This is a genomic window from Pseudomonas sp. NPDC089743 (assembly GCF_044748785.1).
GTDB classification, from domain to species: Bacteria; Pseudomonadota; Gammaproteobacteria; order Pseudomonadales; family Pseudomonadaceae; genus Aquipseudomonas; species Aquipseudomonas putida_X.
The window spans coordinates 72,335-89,623 of sequence record NZ_JBIVGS010000011.1 but is presented as its reverse complement, the minus strand read 5'-3'; the positions used below and the strand labels follow the sequence as shown (position 1 = coordinate 89,623).

The 17,289-nt window shown below is 61.8% G+C and carries 13 protein-coding genes, 1 tRNA gene and 1 pseudogene; 14 read left to right on the top strand and 1 reads right to left on the bottom strand.

The genetic code is table 11. From position 1 onward, the window contains the following. The first annotated feature begins 87 nt into the window (after positions 1 to 87). The 4 genes and pseudogenes from ACIPZC_RS18915 (at position 88) to ACIPZC_RS18900 (ending at position 5,739) form a co-directional block, all read left to right on the top strand. Complete coding sequence (locus ACIPZC_RS18915; RefSeq protein ID WP_400628763.1) at positions 88 to 3,831, top strand: EAL domain-containing protein; 3,744 nt, start codon at positions 88 to 90, stop codon at positions 3,829 to 3,831. A 16-nt stretch (positions 3,832 to 3,847) separates the two neighbouring features. Continuing rightward, positions 3,848 to 3,924, top strand: a tRNA-Ile gene (locus ACIPZC_RS18910). A gap of 34 nt (positions 3,925 to 3,958) precedes the next feature. Next, a pseudogene (locus ACIPZC_RS18905) lies at positions 3,959 to 4,129 on the top strand (site-specific integrase); the annotation flags it as partial. 455 nt (positions 4,130 to 4,584) lie between these two features. Further along, entirely contained in the window at positions 4,585 to 5,739 is a 1,155-nt protein-coding gene (locus ACIPZC_RS18900) for a Fic family protein (protein ID WP_400628761.1), read from the top strand. Between the two features lie 75 nt (positions 5,740 to 5,814). Here the strand turns inward: ACIPZC_RS18900 and ACIPZC_RS18895 are convergent, their stop codons facing one another. Further along, positions 5,815 to 6,372, bottom strand: a complete 558-nt coding sequence (locus ACIPZC_RS18895; protein WP_400628759.1) for a serine acetyltransferase — start codon at positions 6,370 to 6,372, stop codon at positions 5,815 to 5,817. Between the two features lie 124 nt (positions 6,373 to 6,496). On the opposite strand from ACIPZC_RS18895, the gene ACIPZC_RS18890 reads away from it, so the two are divergent. The 10 genes from ACIPZC_RS18890 to ACIPZC_RS18845 all read left to right on the top strand — a co-directional run bounded on the left by ACIPZC_RS18890 (position 6,497) and on the right by ACIPZC_RS18845 (position 17,175). Then, a complete protein-coding gene (locus ACIPZC_RS18890; protein ID WP_241805692.1) occupies positions 6,497 to 6,958 on the top strand; it encodes an Lrp/AsnC family transcriptional regulator in 462 nt (153 codons plus the stop codon). A gap of 190 nt (positions 6,959 to 7,148) precedes the next feature. Beyond that, complete coding sequence (locus ACIPZC_RS18885) at positions 7,149 to 8,831, top strand: flavin monoamine oxidase family protein (RefSeq protein ID WP_400628757.1); 1,683 nt, start codon at positions 7,149 to 7,151, stop codon at positions 8,829 to 8,831. Between the two features lie 14 nt (positions 8,832 to 8,845). Then, positions 8,846 to 9,640 (top strand): carbon-nitrogen hydrolase family protein, encoded by a 795-nt coding sequence (locus ACIPZC_RS18880; RefSeq protein WP_400628755.1) that lies wholly within the window; start codon positions 8,846 to 8,848, stop codon positions 9,638 to 9,640. A gap of 46 nt (positions 9,641 to 9,686) precedes the next feature. Next, positions 9,687 to 11,972 carry a pyrroloquinoline quinone biosynthesis protein PqqF gene (pqqF, locus tag ACIPZC_RS18875; RefSeq protein ID WP_400628753.1) on the top strand — a complete coding sequence of 762 codons (2,286 nt, stop codon included), beginning with the start codon at positions 9,687 to 9,689 and terminating at the stop codon, positions 11,970 to 11,972. A 169-nt stretch (positions 11,973 to 12,141) separates the two neighbouring features. Continuing rightward, positions 12,142 to 12,213 (top strand): pyrroloquinoline quinone precursor peptide PqqA, encoded by a 72-nt coding sequence (gene pqqA, locus ACIPZC_RS18870; RefSeq protein WP_008365141.1) that lies wholly within the window; start codon positions 12,142 to 12,144, stop codon positions 12,211 to 12,213. 89 nt (positions 12,214 to 12,302) lie between these two features. Beyond that, positions 12,303 to 13,214 carry a pyrroloquinoline quinone biosynthesis protein PqqB gene (gene pqqB, locus ACIPZC_RS18865; RefSeq protein WP_400628751.1) on the top strand — a complete coding sequence of 304 codons (912 nt, stop codon included), beginning with the start codon at positions 12,303 to 12,305 and terminating at the stop codon, positions 13,212 to 13,214. Positions 13,215 to 13,223: 9 nt separating this feature from the next. Next, on the top strand, positions 13,224 to 13,979 hold the full coding sequence (gene pqqC, locus ACIPZC_RS18860) for a pyrroloquinoline-quinone synthase PqqC (protein WP_241805687.1): 756 nt from the start codon (positions 13,224 to 13,226) through the stop codon (positions 13,977 to 13,979). Next, positions 13,976 to 14,251 (top strand): pyrroloquinoline quinone biosynthesis peptide chaperone PqqD, encoded by a 276-nt coding sequence (gene pqqD, locus ACIPZC_RS18855; RefSeq protein WP_012316584.1) that lies wholly within the window; start codon positions 13,976 to 13,978, stop codon positions 14,249 to 14,251. Before pqqC ends, pqqD begins: the two co-directional genes overlap by 4 nt. Continuing rightward, a complete protein-coding gene (gene pqqE / locus ACIPZC_RS18850; protein WP_400628748.1) occupies positions 14,223 to 15,371 on the top strand; it encodes a pyrroloquinoline quinone biosynthesis protein PqqE in 1,149 nt (382 codons plus the stop codon). The genes pqqD and pqqE overlap by 29 nt, the downstream gene beginning before the upstream one ends. Beyond that, a complete protein-coding gene (locus tag ACIPZC_RS18845) occupies positions 15,337 to 17,175 on the top strand; it encodes a prolyl oligopeptidase family serine peptidase (RefSeq protein WP_400628746.1) in 1,839 nt (612 codons plus the stop codon). The genes pqqE and ACIPZC_RS18845 overlap by 35 nt, the downstream gene beginning before the upstream one ends. The last annotated feature ends 114 nt before the right edge of the window (positions 17,176 to 17,289 follow it).

The window sequence follows — 17,289 nt, the reverse complement described above, 5'->3', positions numbered from 1 at the left end:
TGTGACAAAAGGTCGTGGCAAGTAGCTACCCTTCACGGTGAATGCCCGTCTACACTCGAATTCAGACCACCTGAATACGAGGCTGCCATGCCGCCAATGCCGGCCATTCTGTTGCTGCTCCTGATCCTGTGGAACACAACGGCCGGCGCCCTGACCCTGACAGACGAGGAAAAAACCTGGCTCACTGCCCACCCGCAGTTGAAGCTAGGCGTCGACGCCTCCTGGCCACCGTTCGAATTTCGTGACCAGGAAGGCCGGTACCAGGGATTGGCCGCCGATTACATCGCCATGCTTCAGGAACGCCTGGGCGTGGCATTCAAACCGGTCGAACCCAGCACCTGGACCGAGGTGCTTCAACAGGCGCGCGAAAGCCGCATCGACCTTTTACCCGGCGTCATGTCAACTCCCGAACGCCAGGGCTATCTGGCCTTCACCCGCCCTTATCTGGATTTCCCCATCGTCATCCTGGCCCATGAAGGCGGCCAGCAACCCCGCACACTGAAAGACCTTTACGGCCTGAAAATCGCCGTGGTGGAAAATTACGCTCCACATGAGCTGCTGCGTACCCACCATCCCGATCTCAACCTGGTCGCCATGCCCAATGTAAGCTCGACCTTGCAGGCCCTGGCCACCGATGAGGTGGATGCCGTGGTCGGCGACCTCGCCTCGAGCATCTGGAGCCTGCGCCAGCTTAAACTGGACGGCCTTTATGTCAGCGGCGAAACGCCCTACCGCTATCAGTTGGCCATGGCCGCACCGCGTGACAAGAAGGTCTTGATCGGCATCCTCGACAAGGTCATGGCCGACATGTCGAGTGACGAGATCAGGCAGATTCAGCAACGCTGGGTCGGCAATGTGGTCGATCAACGCACGTTCTGGCACGACATGCTCATGTACGGCCTGCCCGCCGTACTTTTGCTGATCGCCATTCTGGCCGTGGTGATCCGCATCAACCGCCGCCTCAGCTCGGAAATATCCAGGCGCATCGCCCTGGAACAGGAACTGCGCAGCAGCGAGTACCACTACCGTGGGCTGATCGAAAGCCTCTCAGCTATAGCCTGGGAAGCTGACGCCAATGACTTCACCTATAGCTACGTCTCACCCCATGCCGAAGACCTGCTTGGCTACCCCTTGCACGAATGGCTCAAACCGGGCTTCTGGCGCAGCATCCTGCACCCGGAGGATGCACTCTGGGCCCAGGCCTACTGCGAAAGTGAAACCGCAGCCGGGCGCGACCACAGCCTCGATTACAGGGTGATGCGTGCCGATGGTCATTCCCTCTGGGTGCGCAATATCGTCAGCATGATCGAGCATGGCCACCGGCCTGTGATGCGCGGGCTGATGATCGACATCAGCGAAACCAAGCGCACCGAAGACGCCCTGCGCCTCTCGGAGCAGAAGTTCGCTTCGGTATTCCAGCAATGCCCCGACATCCTGTTGATTGCACGCCACAGTGATGGGTGCCTGCTGGAGGTCAACGAAGCTTTCGAAGAGCAGATCGGCCTGACCCCAGGCCAAGTGGTTGGCCGCACCGCCACAGAACTGAACTTGTGGGGTACGCAAGGTGCCGGGCCACTGCTGCTTGAACGCCTGCACCAAGGTGGCATCCGCAACCTGGAAATGAGCTTCCGGCGCAGCAATGGCCAATTGTTCACGGGCCTGACCTCTGCCGAAACCTTCGAGCTCGATGGCACCCTGGCCTTCGTCGTTGCGGTACGCGACATCAGCCAGCTGAAGGAAACCCAGCAGCAACTGCAAACCTCCGAAGAGAAATTTGCCAAGGCCTTCCACGCCTCCCCGGATGGCCTGCTGCTGTCGCGCCAGAGCGATGGCCTGCTGATGGAGGTAAATGAGGGTTTCTGCCGGCTGACCGGCTACGACCTTGACCCTGCCCTTGACCAGACGTCCTTCGACCTGGGCATCTGGGTCGACCTCAACGAACGCAAACGCCTGATCACTCAACTCACCCGTGATGGTTTCGTGCGCGATTTCAGCTGCCATATCCGCCGCAGCGACGGGCAGATCCGCCTGTGCGAACTGTCCGCACGGCCACTGCCGATTGCCGGCGTCGATTGCATGCTGACCATTGCCCGCGATATCACCGAGCGCCATTTGATGCAGGAAAAACTGCAACTTGCCGCCACCGTCTTCGAAAATACCGCCGAAGGCGTTCTGATCACCGATATCGACCAGCGCATCAGCGCGGTAAACCGTGCGTTCAGCGAAATCACCGGCTACAACGAGACTGAAGCCCTGGGCCAGACCCCGCGCCTGCTCGCCTCCGGCCAGCACGACAGCGCCTTTTACGCGGCCATGTGGCATCAGCTCACAGCAGAAGGCCATTGGCAGGGCGAGATCTACAACAAACGCAAAAATGGCGAGCTTTACCCGGGCTGGCTGACCATCAGCGCCGTGCGCAACAGCGACAGCGATATCACACACTTCGTCGCCGTGTTCGCCGATATCTCCAGCCTCAAGCATGCTCAGGCCAAACTCGATTACCAGGCCCACCACGACCCACTTACCGGCCTGCCCAACCGCGCGCTGTTCGAGAACCGCCTGCAGGCCGTGCTTACCTGCGCGCAAGCATCCAACCGCCAGGGCGCGGTGCTGTTCCTTGATCTTGATCGCTTCAAGCACATCAACGACAGCCTTGGCCATCCGGTCGGCGACCTGCTGCTCAAGGGCATCGCCCAGCGTCTCAAAGAGCAAGTGCGCGACGTCGATACCGTGGCGCGCCTGGGTGGCGACGAATTCATCATCCTGCTGCCGGGCCTGCACAAACCCAGTGATGCCAGCGCCATCGCCAACAAACTGCTGTCCTGCTTCAGCGCGCCCTTCCAGGCCGGCGAACACGAGTTTTTCACCAGTGCCAGTATCGGCATCAGCCTCTACCCTCAGGACGGCACCGACGTCGCCACGCTGATCCGCAACGCCGACGCCGCCATGTACCGCTCCAAAGCCAAAGGCCGCAACCGTGTCGAAGCCTACACCCGCGACCTCACAGCCCAGGCCAGCGAACGTATTGCCCTGGAGCACGAGCTGCGCCGGGCCATAGAGCGCAACGAAATGAGCCTGTGCTACCAGCCCAAGTTCAGCCTCAAGACCCAGACCTTGGTGGGCGCCGAAGCGTTGATCCGCTGGAGCCACCCCACCTTCGGCGAAGTGCCGCCAGAGCACTTCATCCACCTCGCCGAAGAGAACGGCACCATCCTGCAGCTCGGCGACTGGGTGCTGGAGCAGGCCTGCCGGCAGATGCACCAGTGGAAGAAGCACTACCAAGCCTTTGGCCCGCTGTCGATCAACCTCGCAGGTGCTCAGTTGCGCCACCATGGCCTGGCCAAGCGCATCGAGCAGTTGCTCAAGACCTACCAACTGAAGGCGGGCGACCTGCAGCTGGAAATTACCGAGAACTTCATCATGAGCCAGGCCGAAGAAGCCCTGGCCGTGCTCCACCAGCTAAAGCAGCTGGGCGTGCAACTGGCAATCGATGATTTCGGCACCGGTTATTCATCCCTGAGCTACCTCAAGCGCCTGCCACTCGACATCCTCAAGATCGACAAGTCGTTCATCCGCGGTTTGCCGGACGACCCGCACGATGCAGCCATCGCGCGCGCCATCATCGCACTGGGGCGCAGCATGCAACTGACCATCATTGCCGAAGGGGTGGAGAACCAGGCGCAGCAACGATTCCTGGCCACAGAGGGCTGTGAACAGATCCAAGGCTATATCGTCAGCCTGCCGCTGCCACCCGATGATTTCGCAGCGACGTTTCTTCGCATAGCACTAACCGATCTTTCGGATGGCACGCTTTCGAAACCCTCGTTATAATCCGGGCACTTACTGAGGGCCTATAGCTCAGTTGGTTAGAGCAGAGGACTCATAATCCTTTGGTCCACGGTTCGAGTCCGTGTGGGCCCACCATCTCCAAAGCCGCGCACTTGCGCGGCTTTTTTTCACCAGCAGCAACACCGTTCACTTGGAACTGGCCCTGCTCAGCCACATGTTCACTGTGGCGATTCACGAATGGGGTCTGGGCCTCAGCTTCCACCCGATATTGAACATCCGCAAACCGGGCCCAGGCAAAGGCCGCGACCGGCGCTTGTCTGCAGAAGAAGCACGCCGACTACCCCAGGCTAAAAAGACAACCGGTCCGCTGCTCAATAATTGACGTAGCGTAAGTGCCTGTTCAAGCCCCGCCCCCTGCAGCTAAACCCAAGCCAAATGTATCGAGCACCGCTATACGATCATGGGGATGTGGTTATCCGCCCGCCTACTGCCTACAGGCTCAGTTGCCGTACGATCTTGGTCATTAATCCACAGATCACGCAGCTGGTTACATCCTGGGGAAATGAGCTGGGCGGCGAATACAACCCTAAATACCGGAACTGGATTTTCTACCCTCAATCTCAGGAGGAAGTACTGATACGCCTGCAAGAGCTGGAGCGACAACCCTGATCAGGTGCGCTGATCAAGCCGAACAACCTGGCTTGAGCATTAGACATTGAGCCGAATAGCCGGCATTATCAGCTCAAACCATGAGCCGAATAAGCTCGCTAATCGGCTCACAGACTGAGCAAGCCCATGAATGACCCCTTCTGGATCTGGCAGCAGCCCGACTGGCCAATCTTCACCTGGCAAACCGAGCCACTTGCCCCACTGCTGCGCGCCTGCACTCAGGCCCAGGGGCGCTTGCTCGGCATGCTCGGCGCTGTTGGTAGTGATACCGAGGCGCAGAGCAGCCTGGATGCTCTGCTACAGAACATTGTCACCTCATCAGCTATCGAGGGTGAGCAGCTGAATGTCGGCTCGGTACGCTCCTCCCTGGCAAGGCGGTTGGGCATCAGCGATGAAGGCCGAGTCAGCATGCGCTCCGAAGGCCTGGCGGAGTTGCTGCTCGATGCTACCAGCGCACACCAGCAGCCGCTTGACCAACAGAGGTTGTATCGCTGGCATTGCTGGCTGTTCCCTAGTGAAGATAACCTGCTGGCTCCCCGGTTACGGGTTGGCACGCTACGCGGCGAAGAGCCTATGCAGGTTGTTTCTGGCCGGCTCGACCGCCCTACCGTGCATTTTGAAGCCCCTCCGCGCGCGGGGTTAGAAGAACAGCTCGCAGATTTCCTTGCCTGGTTCGAGAGCAGCCACAACGATGCCGGTCTCGACCCGTTATTACGCGCCGGCATTGCCCATTTCTGGTTCGTCACCCTACACCCATTCGATGACGGCAACGGCCGCCTTACCCGCGCCATTACAGATATGGCACTGGCCCAGGGCGAGCAGCAGGCTATCCGCTTTTACGCCATGTCGGCGAGTATCCTCGACGACCGCGCCGGCTATTACCGCATCCTCGAAGCGAGCCAGAAAGGCAGCCTAGAAATCACAGCATGGTTGCAGTGGTTTCTAGGCACATTACTCAAGAGCCTGGAGCAAGCCCTTACCCGCATAGACCGGGTACTGGCCAAGGCACGCTTTTGGCAGGCACATCGCACAAACTCGCTCCTGCCCGAACAAATCAAAGTACTCAATCGACTGCTCGAAGGCGGGGAGAAGGGCTTCGAGGCCGGTATAAGCGCTGCACAGTACCAGTCCGTGGCGCAGGTCTCCAAGGCCACCGCCACTCGGCATTTGAGCGGCCTATTAGAGAAAGGCTGCCTACGGCGCCTACCCGGCGGAGGCCGCAGTACCCGCTATCAGATCAACCAGCCCGGCAGTCGCTTCTCTGGCATCGACACCGAGTAAACCAGGACCTACACCGACATCATCCAGAAACGCTGGAGCCTGTGCGACGTGCTGCGCGAAGATGGCATCACGCGCTCAGGCATCCCGCCGTCGCGGCATGTGCCGCTGGCGCGGGTTGTAGAAGGTGCTATCGGAAGGAATGTCTTGAGTCACCAGAGACATGGCCCCGATGATTACGTTGTCGCCGATGCTGATCTGGTCAGCAATGATGCAGCTATTGGCACCGAGGCTGACGTTTTCGCCTATGCACAGCGAGTAATGGTCCAGGCCAAGGGTCTTGATGCCGACCGAGCAATTCTGCCGTATCAAAAAATTACGCCCGATGCTTACTTGGCCAGTGATCACCACACCTGGCAGATGGGCGATACGAAGGCCAGGGCCTATTTGCGCACCGATGTCGATATCCACGGCGTACTTGAGGTTGAGCCGCTGCTGCATGCCGCGGGCATATCGCCTGCTCAGGCCGCCGCGACCATCGAGGTACTGCGCCAGGCGATAGGCGAAAAGAAAGCGCAGCTTGTTGTCCTTGCGCGCTCGACGCAGCACGTTGCACAACAGACTGATACGGCGTCCGGGCTTTTTCTTGTTGGAGACCTCATGTCGCCAGCATTCCAGCAAGGTTTCGAAATTCACGACGTGGGCCCACTTGAATCAGCCACCCATGATGCCGCAATCAAGCCAGCCACGCATCAGCACTTTGTCTTGCCCTGGTCACTGCAGCCTGGCTAGGCTTGCAAGCCCACTGTAGAGACTCGCCATGTCGAATCCCCGCCAAATCGCCCTCGATGACATCGATCGCCAACTGATCGCCCTGCTGCAGATCAATGCCCGCGAAAGCGTTGCCACCCTTGCCCGCCACCTGGGTATCGCTCGCACTACCGTCAATTCGCGCCTGGCGCGCCTGGAGAAGGGCAAAGTCATCACCGGATATGGCGTACGCCTGGGCCAGCGCCTGGCCGATGGTGGCTTGCAAGCCTATGTCGGAATCAAGGTGCAACCGCGTTCCGGCAAGGAGGTCGTGCGCCGCCTGGCTGCCATGGGGCAAGTGCAGCAATTGTGCGCGGTCAGCGGCGAGTTCGATTACGTAGCCTGGCTGCGCAGCGACTCGCCAGAACAACTGGACCAGTTGCTGGACCAGATTGGCAGCGTAGAAGGCGTGGAGAAGACCACCACCTCGATCATCCTCAGCAGCAAAGTGGACCGCGGCCAGCCCGTCTAGTTGGTAGCAGTGCAGGCGCTAAGCATCAATCGTCAAAAGTATTGATACAAATGTCGTTATGACAAATAAAACGCCAATACGACGACGCTTTGCATCTTAATTACGAACACCCGTCGCCCTAAAATGACCACCAGGCATCTCCTATACTCAGGCTCCGCCCCTGCGCAGCCGCTCTGGCAAGGTCACTGCAATGAACAAGAAAAACCGCCACCCGGCCGACGGCAAGAAACCCATCACCATCTTCGGCCCGGACTTCCCGTTCGGCTTCGACGACTGGCTGGAACACCCGGCTGGGCTGGGCAGCATTCCGGCTGATCGCCACGGGGAGGAAGTCGCTATCGTCGGTGCCGGTATCGCAGGCCTGGTGGCGGCCTACGAGCTGATGAAGCTGGGGCTCAAGCCTGTGGTGTATGAGGCCTCGAAGATGGGTGGCCGACTGCGCTCGCAGGCCTTCAACGGCACCGACGGAATCATCGCCGAGCTCGGGGGCATGCGCTTTCCGGTGTCCTCCACCGCCTTCTACCACTATGTCGACAAGCTGGGCCTGGAAACCAAGCCCTTCCCCAACCCACTGACACCGGCATCCGGCAGCACGGTGATCGACCTGGAAGGCCAGACCTACTACGCCGAAACAGTCAGCGATCTGCCCAAACTGTTCCATGAAGTGGCCGATGCCTGGGCCGACGCGCTGGAAAGCGGCGCGCAGTTCGCCGATATCCAGCAGGCGATCCGCGATCGCGATGTTCCGCGCCTCAAAGCGTTGTGGAACAAGCTGGTACCGCTGTGGGACGACCGCACCTTCTACGACTTCGTCGCAACCTCGCGCTCGTTCGCCCAACTGAGCTTCCAGCACCGCGAGGTGTTCGGCCAGGTCGGCTTCGGCACAGGTGGATGGGACTCGGACTTCCCCAACTCGATGCTGGAAATCTTCCGGGTAGTGATGACCAACTGCGACGACCACCAGCACCTGATCGTCGGTGGTGTGGAGCAGGTACCACAGGGCATCTGGCGCCATGTACCGCAGCGCTGCGCCCACTGGCCCGAGGGCACCAGCCTGAGCGCGCTGCATGGCGGCGCACCGCGCACTGGGGTGAAACGCATTGCCCGCGCAGCCGACGGGCGCCTCGCCGTCACCGACAACTGGGGCGACACTCGCCATTACGGCGCCGTGCTCGCCACCTGCCAGAGCTGGTTGCTGACCACCCAGATCGATTGTGAAGAATCGCTGTTCTCGCAAAAGATGTGGATGGCCCTGGACCGCACCCGTTACATGCAGTCGTCGAAGACCTTCGTCATGGTCGATCGGCCGTTCTGGAAGGACAAAGACCCGCAAACCGGCCGCGACCTGATGAGCATGACCCTCACTGATCGGCTCACCCGCGGCACCTACCTGTTCGATAACGGCGACGACAAGCCGGGCGTGATCTGCCTGTCCTACGCCTGGATGAGCGACGCCCTGAAGATGCTCCCGCACCCCGTGGAAAAACGCGTGCAGCTGGCCTTGGATGCACTGAAGAAGATCTACCCCAAGACCGATATCGCCGGGCATATCATCGGCGACCCGATCACCATTTCCTGGGAGGCCGACCCGCACTTCCTCGGTGCCTTCAAGGGCGCACTGCCCGGCCACTACCGCTACAACCAACGGATGTACGCGCACTTCATGCAGCAGGACATGCCCATCGAGCAACGCGGGATGTTCATCGCCGGCGACGACGTATCGTGGACCCCGGCCTGGGTCGAAGGGGCGGTGCAGACGTCGCTCAATGCGGTGTGGGGTATCATGAACCACTTCGGTGGCCAGACCCATCCGGACAATCCAGGCCCGGGCGATGTGTTCGACGAAATCGGGCCAATCGCCCTGGCAGACTGAGACAAGGAGGCAGCATGCGCATCGCTCTGTTCCAGGGTGCACCCAACCCGCTGGATGTGCCCGGCAACCTGCAACGGCTGCGCCACCAGGCGCACTTGGCGGCCGAGCGTGGCGCACAGTTGCTGGTGTGTCCGGAGATGTTCCTGAGCGGCTACAACATCGGGTTGGCACAGGTAGAGCGCCTGGCACAGGCCAATGATGGCCCAGCGGCCATGGAGGTGGTGGAGATCGCCCAGGCGCATCGCATCGCCATCGTCTATGGCTACCCGGAGCGCACTGACGATGGCGCGATCTACAACAGCGTGCAACTGATCGACGCTCATGGCCGTAGCCTGTGCAACTACCGCAAGACGCACCTGTTCGGTGAGCTGGACCGCGGCATGTTCAGTGCGGGCGCCGACCACTTTCCGGTGGTCGAGCTGGAAGGCTGGAAGGTCGGGCTGCTGATCTGCTACGACATCGAGTTCCCGGAAAATGCCCGGCGCCTGGCGCTGGACGGCGCTGAGCTGATCCTGGTGCCGACCGCGAACATGGCACCGTATGATTTTGTCTGTCAGGTAACCGTGCGCTCCCGGGCCCAGGAAAACCAGTGCTACCTGGTGTATGCCAACTATTGCGGGGCCGAGGGCGAAATCCAGTACTGCGGCCAGAGCAGCATCATCGGGCCGGATGGCAGCGTGCTGGCCATGGCCGGTCGGGAGGAGTGCCAGTTGCTGGCGGACTTGGCGCAAGAGCAGGTGGTGCAGGGACGCAAAGCGTTTCCTTACCTCGCCGATCTGCGCCAGGAGTTGCATCTGCGGCGAGGCTGAGAGGGCCAACAAATTTGTTAGCATGTGTGCCTGACCCGGAGCCCCCATGCCTGATGCCACTCGCCACCTCACCTTAGCCAACGGCCTGCAGCTCACCCTGCGCCATGCCCCGCGGCTCAAGCGCTCGGCTGCGGCGCTGAAGGTCCACGCGGGCAGCCACGATGCCCCGGCAAAATGGCCAGGGCTCGCACACTTTCTCGAACATCTGTTCTTCCTTGGCACCCCCCGCTTTGCGCTGGATGACGGCCTGATGCGCTACGTCCAGACCCTCGGCGGGCAGGTCAATGCCAGCACCCGCGAACGCACCACGGATTTCTTCTTTGAAGTGCCGCCCGCAGCCTTGGCCGGCGGGCTGCACCGCCTTTGCCAGATGCTCGCCGAACCAGACCTGGGTCGCGAGCGCCAGCGCCGCGAGCGTGAAGTGATCCATGCCGAATTCATCGCGTGGTCGCGCAACCCGCAGGCACAGCAGCGCTTGGCCCTGCTGCAGTCAGTGTCGGCTGGCCATCCGCTAGGCGGTTTTCATGCAGGCAACCGGTATACCTTGGCGTTGCAGGACCCCGCCTTTCAGCGAGCGCTCACAGATTTCCATCAACGCTATTACCAAGGCGGCCAGATCACCTTGAGCCTGTGTGGGCCGCAACCGCTGGATGAGCTCGAACAGCTTGGCAGGCACTACGCCGGTGCGTTTGCGTGTGGCGAACGCAGGCCACAAACACCGCCACCGGCCCTGTCGAGCACCAGCACTGGCCTGGTCTTCACCCATGAAAACCTGCCCCCTGGTGCCGAACGGGCATTGGAGCTGCTGATTGCCGGCTTGAGCGACAGCAGGCCGGGCACCTGGCTGGCTGCACTACACCAGCGCGGCTGGCTGCAAGCGCTCAAGGCTGAAATGCTCTATGCCTTCGCCGGGCAGATGCTCTGGCACATCGAGCTCGAACTCAGCAAAGACGCCTGTGCAGAAGAAGCTCACGCCCTGCTGCACGGATGGTTCGGCTTCATCCGGCAGTGCGATCCGGCGCACCTGAACGCCGAATTCGGCCTTTTGCAACAGAGCCGCGAACGCAACGCCAGCCCCCTCGATCTGGCCCGCCGCGACAGCGCAGGCCAGCCATTGGCGGCACTTGATGCACAGGCACTCTGCGCATTTCAGGCACTGCTCGAAGGCCTGCCATCGCGCAAGCATGGCCAATGGCAGTTGCCAGCCGCCGAACCCTTGCTGCTTCCCGGCTTGCCCCCCACGCAAATGCCGCAATTGCCTGCAGCGCTGACGGTCAATCAGCAACTGCCAGCGGCGCGCCAATACGGGGCAGTTCATCTGCGCTGGCAAGTGCCTTCAGCCCTGCGCCAGCGCCTCTATGCTGTGCTGGAACGCGCCCTGCAGCCGCTACAGGCACGCTGCGAGCGTGCCGCTGTGCAACTGCAGTTCAGTGCCGCAGGCGAATATTGGCAGCTGCGTTGCACTGGCCTGCCCGCAGCGGTCATAAAAGCCGTCGAACTCGCCATCGCGTGTTTGCGTTCGCCCGCTGCTGACTGGGATCCGCCTACACAACAGCCCCCCTTGCTGATCCCGATCAGGGCCCTGCTCAACCAACTGCCAGAGGCACTCACAGGCGCAGTACCAACGCCCGAGCCAACCAGGGCGATCAATCAACAGGCACTCGATGATGCATGGCAGCACAGCCGGTGGCATGGCCTGGCGGTGGGGTTCGATACAACTGCCCTGCAAGCCCTGAGCGCAGCCTTGCAAGGCTGCCCCGGTCAGTTCGGCATGCCCGTACCGCCGCCCGCCTGGCACGGCCGGCGCTGGCACCACGCCAAGGTGCCGGGCAGCGAGCCCGCACTGCTGTTGTTCTGCCCCGTGCCTGCGCACCAGCAGGCCTGCGGCCGGCTTCTCGCCCAGTTGCTGCAAGGGCCTGTGTACCAAAAGTTACGTGTGGAATTGCAGCTGGGTTACGCCGTATTCAGTACCTTTCGTCAGGTGGAGGGCATCGGCGGGCTGCTGTTCGGCGTGCAATCACCCCACGCCACCCACGCTGAGATCCTCGGTCACCTGCTCACCCTTCTGCGCCAGGGGGTACGCCTGGACGCTGCTGCACGCCAGAGGTTGGCGGAACAGTTCGACGAGCCAGCCATGGCCAACGCGGACCTCGCCGATTGGGCATGGCAGACACACTTGGCTACACTACCCGGCGATCTCCCCGCATTAAGCGCGGCTATCCTGAAGACGCAACAAGCACATCTGGACGATTTGCTGGGTGGCCTGCTCGCAGCCGATTCACCCTTGATCTGCCTGGCCAATGGGCCTGCACCAGAGGGGGCCTGGCTCTGACCCGGAATCCATTGTTACGTATACCGCAAGGGCGCTTTTCGAAGAATTAACCTTTCGGTACATGATTTTCTTGTAAGATAACGCTATCTCAGCCGCCGGAACCTTCGGCGCGAGGCGACGCCAAACAAATAGCTGAACCCTCTACCCTGACCCGGAAGGAGCAAAAACCATGTGGACCAAACCTGCATACACTGACCTGCGTATCGGCTTCGAAGTGACCATGTACTTCGCCAGCCGCTAAGCATTGCCTGCGTCTCAACGCCTCGGCCAGCCGGGGCGTTGTCGTTTTTCAGGCTACGGTTCTTCGCACAGTTCGGATAGAGAGCAACCATGTACATCCAGATTCTCGGTTCCGCCGCCGGCGGCGGTTTTCCGCAGTGGAACTGCAACTGCGTCAACTGCAAGGGCTATCGCGATGGCAGCCTGCGCGCCTCGGCACGTACCCAGTCGTCGATAGCCCTGTCCGACGACGGTGTTCACTGGATCCTGTGCAACGCCTCACCCGACATCCGTGCTCAGCTGCAGGCGTTCGCGCCAATGCAGCCGGCCCGTGCCCTGCGCGACACCGGCATCAACGCCATCGTCCTGCTCGACAGCCAGATCGACCACACCACCGGCCTGCTCAGTCTGCGCGAAGGCTGCCCGCATCAGGTCTGGTGCACCGACATGGTCCATCAGGACCTCACCACCGGCTTCCCGCTGTTCAACATGCTCAGCCACTGGAACGGTGGCCTGCAGTGGAACCGTATCGAGCTCGAGGGCAGCTTCGTCATCCCGGCCTGCCCTCGTCTCAAGTTCACCCCTTTCCCGCTGCGCAGCGCCGCACCGCCTTACTCCCCGCACCGCTTCGACCCCCACCCGGGCGACAACCTGGGGCTGCTGGTGGAAGACACCCGCACCGGCGGCAAGCTGTTCTACGCGCCCGGCCTGGGCCAGGTCGACGACAAACTGCTGGCGATGATGCGTGACGCTGACTGCCTGCTGGTCGACGGCACGCTGTGGGAGGATGATGAAATGCAGCGCCGCGGGGTCGGTACCCGTACTGGCCGCGAAATGGGCCACCTGGCGCAGAATGGTCCCGGCGGCATGCTCGAGGTGCTGGACGGCTTCCCAAGCCAGCGCAAGGTACTTATCCACATCAACAACACCAACCCGATTCTGGACGAAGACTCCCCCGAACGCGCCGAGGTCCAGCGCCGAGGGGTAGAAGTCGCCTTCGACGGCATGAGCATCGAGTTGTAAGGAGGCCCGATGAGCGAAGCACTGCCACTGTCGCCTGCCGAATTCGAGCAGGCTCTGCGCGCCAAGGGCGCCTACTACCATATTCATCACCCCTACCACGTGGCGATGTACGAAGGGCGCGCTACCCGCGAACAGATTCAGGGCTGGGTGGCCAACCGCTTCTACTACCAGGTGAACATCCCGATGAAGGATGCCGCGATCCTGGCCAACTGCCCGGACCGTGAAGTGCGCCGTGAGTGGATCCAGCGCTTGCTCGACCACGACGGCGCCCCGGGCGAAGACGGTGGTATCGAAGCCTGGCTGCGCCTGGGTCAGGCTGTGGGGCTCGACCCGGACCAGCTGCGCTCCCAAGCGCTGGTGCTGCCAGGTGTGCGCTTCGCCGTCGACGCGTACGTGAACTTCGCCCGCCGTGCCAGCTGGCAGGAAGCGGCCAGCAGCTCGCTGACCGAACTGTTCGCCCCGCAGATCCATCAGTCGCGCCTGGACAGCTGGCCGCAACACTACCCGTGGATCGATCCTGCCGGCTACGAGTACTTCCGCACCCGCCTGGGCCAGGCCCGGCGCGATGTCGAACACGGCCTGACGATCACCTTGCAGCACTACACCACCCGGGCGGCCCAGGAGCGTATGCTGGAAATCCTGCAGTTCAAGCTGGATATTCTCTGGAGCATGCTCGATGCCATGAGCATGGCCTATGAGCTGCACCGCCCGCCGTATCACACCGTCACCCAGCAACGGGTATGGCACAAGGGGATTGCCCTATGAGTTTCGACCGCAAACAAGTGCCGAACTGGCGCCCCGGTTATCGTTTCCAGTACGAACCGGCGCAGAAAGGCCATGTGCTGCTCTACCCTGAGGGCATGATCAAGCTCAATGACAGCGCCTCCCTCATTGGTGGCCTGATCGACGGCAAACGTGACGTGAACGCGATCATCACCGAGCTCGAACAGCAATTTCCTGGTGTGCCCGAAGTCGCTGATGACATCGAGCAATTCATGGAGGTGGCCCGTGGCGAACACTGGATCACCCTCGCCTGAGGTACCGGTCGGCCTGCCGCTGTGGCTGCTGGCCGAACTGACCTATCGCTGCCCGCTGCAGTGCCCGTACTGCTCGAACCCGCTCGACTTCGCCGAACAGGGTAAGGAGCTGACGACCGCACAGTGGTTCAAGGTAATGGCCGAAGCCCGTGAAATGGGCGCTGCGCAGATCGGTTTTTCCGGTGGCGAACCGCTGGTGCGCCAGGACCTCGCCGAACTGATCGGCGAAGCGCGCCAGTTGGGTTACTACACCAACCTGATCACCTCCGGCATCGGCCTGACCGAGGCCCGTATCGCCAACTTCAAGGAAGCCGGTCTGGACCACATCCAGATCAGTTTCCAGGCCAGCGACGAACAGGTGAACAATCTGCTGGCAGGGTCGAAAAAGGCCTTCGCCCAAAAGCTGGAGATGGCCCGTGCGGTGAAAGCCCATGGCTATCCGATGGTGCTCAACTTCGTCACCCACCGGCACAACATCGACAAGATCGACCGCATCATCGAGCTGTGCGTGGCGCTGGAGGCCGATTTCGTCGAGCTTGCCACCTGCCAGTTCTATGGCTGGGCGCACCTCAACCGCTTGGGCCTGTTGCCGACCCGTGAGCAACTTGAACGCGCTGAACGGATCACCAACGAGTACCGTGCGAAGCTCAAGGCCGAGGGCAACCCGTGCAAGCTGATCTTCGTCACGCCGGACTACTACGAGGAACGCCCCAAGGCCTGCATGAATGGCTGGGGCAGCCTGTTTCTGACCATCACGCCGGACGGCACTGCCCTGCCCTGTCATGGCGCCCGTCAGCTACCGGTGCAGTTCCCAAATGTTCGTGATCACGACCTCAGGCACATCTGGTACGACTCGTTCGGCTTCAACCGTTTCCGTGGTTATGACTGGATGCCCGAACCCTGCCGTTCGTGCGACGAGAAAGAAAAGGACTTCGGCGGCTGCCGCTGCCAGGCCTTCATGCTCACCGGCGACGCCAGCAACGCCGACCCGGTGTGCGCCAAGTCGGCCGACCACGGCATCATCCTCAAAGCCCGCGAGGAGGCAGAAACAGCCGACCTTGCCATTGAACAGATGACCTTCCGCAATGATCGAAACTCCCGTGTCATCGCCCGCGGCTGAATTCAGTGCGGCCCAGGCGGTTGCCGCCGGCACCGACTTCACGGAACTCAAAGTCACTGCCGACGGGTTGTTCTGGATCGAATTCCGCCCGGCCGATGGTGCTTGCCGCATCTGGCACTGGCTTTACCACCAGGCACGCTGCCTGACCCCGGATGGCTTCAGCGTGCGCAGCCGGGTATACGAGTATGGCGGTGGCAGCTTCTGCCTGGGTGGCGACGGGCTGGTGTTCGTCAACGAAAAGGACCAACAGGTCTACACCCAGCCGCTGGACGACCTGCCACCGCGCGCGCTGACTCAGGATGCCAGCTGCCGCTACGGCGATGTGCAGTGGCACGCTGGCCAGGTGCTGGCCGTCGAGGAGCGGCATGCCGATCAGGTAGAGCATCGCCTGGTGGCGCTGGATGAATGCAGCCGCGAGGTGCTGGCCGAAGGCGCCGATTTCTATGCCTCACCCACGGTGAGTGCCGATGGCCAACGCCTGGCATGGGTCGAATGGGACCGCCCGGCACAGCCTTGGACCGTCACCCGGCTGATGTGTCGCACCCGGGATGCCAGCGGCCACTGGGGCCCGGTGCAGTGTGTAGCCGCTGCTGACGAATCGCTGCAACAGCCGCGCTTCGATGCCGAAGGCCGTTTGTACTGCCTGTCCGACCGCAACGGCTTCTGGCAGCCCTGGGGTGAGGTCGAGGGCCACTGGCAGGCGTTGCCTGCCGCGCTTGCGGACCACGCTGCCGCGCCTTGGCAGCTTGGCACCTGTACCTGGCTGGCGCTGGGGCCGCAAAGCTATCTGGCCAGCTGGTTCAAAGACGGCTTCGGGCAATTGGGGCTGCGGGCTGAGGATGGCCACATGGCGCGTTACGCCAGTGCCTACACACGCTTTCGCAGCCTGGCCATGGACAGCGAGCACCTGTATGCCATTGCCGCCTCGCCCATCAGCTCGCCGGCTGTGATTGCCATTGACCGCCGCCACCACGAGGTGCGCGTACTGGCCGGTGGTGCCGAAATCCTGCCGGCAGAACAGGTCAGCCTGCCGCAGCCTTTCCACTATGGCAGTGACGGCGAACAGGCCCATGGTTTCTTCTACCCGCCATCGCAGTCGCAGGGCGCCGCACCGCTGGTGGTGTTCATCCATGGCGGGCCGACCTCAGCCTGCTATCCCGTGCTGGACCCACGCATCCAGTACTGGACCCAACGCGGCTTTGCCGTGGCCGACCTGAACTACCGGGGCAGCACCGGCTATGGCCGGGAATACCGCCAGGCACTGCACCTGCGTTGGGGTGAGAGCGATGTGGCCGATGCTTGCGCGGCGGTCGAATACCTGGCCGCTCAGGGCTTGGTCGACAAGCACAAGGCGTTCATCCGCGGCGGCAGCGCGGGGGGCTACACCACGCTGTGCGCCTTGGCGTTCCATGACGTGTTCCGCGCCGGCGCCAGCCTCTATGGGGTCAGCGACCCGCTAGCCCTGGGCCGTGCCACGCACAAGTTCGAAGGGGATTACCTGGACTGGCTGATCGGCGACCCGCAGCAGGATGCCGAGCGCTATCGCCAACGCACCCCACTGCTGCATGCCGAGCAGATCAACGTGCCGGTGATTTTCTTTCAGGGTGAACTGGATGCTGTGGTGGTGCCGGAGCAGACCCGAGAAATGCTCGCAGCGCTCAAGGCCAAGGGTATTCAGGCAGAGGGGCATTTCTATGCCCTCGAACGGCACGGCTTCCGGCAGGCGGATAACCTGGCGCATGCGCTGGAACAGGAGTGGCTGTTCTTTAGCAACGTGATCAACCATCAACAGGATAAAAGTTGAGAGCACATTGCACTCGGCAACACCTCAATTACCTGGCAATTTTGTCAGTAGACGTGTTTTGGTTCTGGTCCTAACTTCGCAGTAATCGCGCCGTCCTTGACCTGTATGAATGCG

Excerpts from the sequence above, each read along its gene's own strand:
- ACIPZC_RS18915 (WP_400628763.1), top strand. The coding sequence starts at position 88 with ATGCCGCCAATGCCGGCCATTCTGTTGCTGCTCCTGATCCTGTGGAAC.
- ACIPZC_RS18900 (WP_400628761.1), top strand. The coding sequence starts at position 4,585 with ATGAATGACCCCTTCTGGATCTGGCAGCAGCCCGACTGGCCAATCTTC.
- ACIPZC_RS18890 (WP_241805692.1), top strand. The coding sequence starts at position 6,497 with ATGTCGAATCCCCGCCAAATCGCCCTCGATGACATCGATCGCCAACTG.
- ACIPZC_RS18885 (WP_400628757.1), top strand. The coding sequence starts at position 7,149 with ATGAACAAGAAAAACCGCCACCCGGCCGACGGCAAGAAACCCATCACC.
- ACIPZC_RS18880 (WP_400628755.1), top strand. The coding sequence starts at position 8,846 with ATGCGCATCGCTCTGTTCCAGGGTGCACCCAACCCGCTGGATGTGCCC.
- pqqF (WP_400628753.1), top strand. The coding sequence starts at position 9,687 with ATGCCTGATGCCACTCGCCACCTCACCTTAGCCAACGGCCTGCAGCTC.
- pqqB (WP_400628751.1), top strand. The coding sequence starts at position 12,303 with ATGTACATCCAGATTCTCGGTTCCGCCGCCGGCGGCGGTTTTCCGCAG.
- pqqC (WP_241805687.1), top strand. The coding sequence starts at position 13,224 with ATGAGCGAAGCACTGCCACTGTCGCCTGCCGAATTCGAGCAGGCTCTG.
- pqqD (WP_012316584.1), top strand. The coding sequence starts at position 13,976 with ATGAGTTTCGACCGCAAACAAGTGCCGAACTGGCGCCCCGGTTATCGT.
- ACIPZC_RS18845 (WP_400628746.1), top strand. The coding sequence starts at position 15,337 with ATGATCGAAACTCCCGTGTCATCGCCCGCGGCTGAATTCAGTGCGGCC.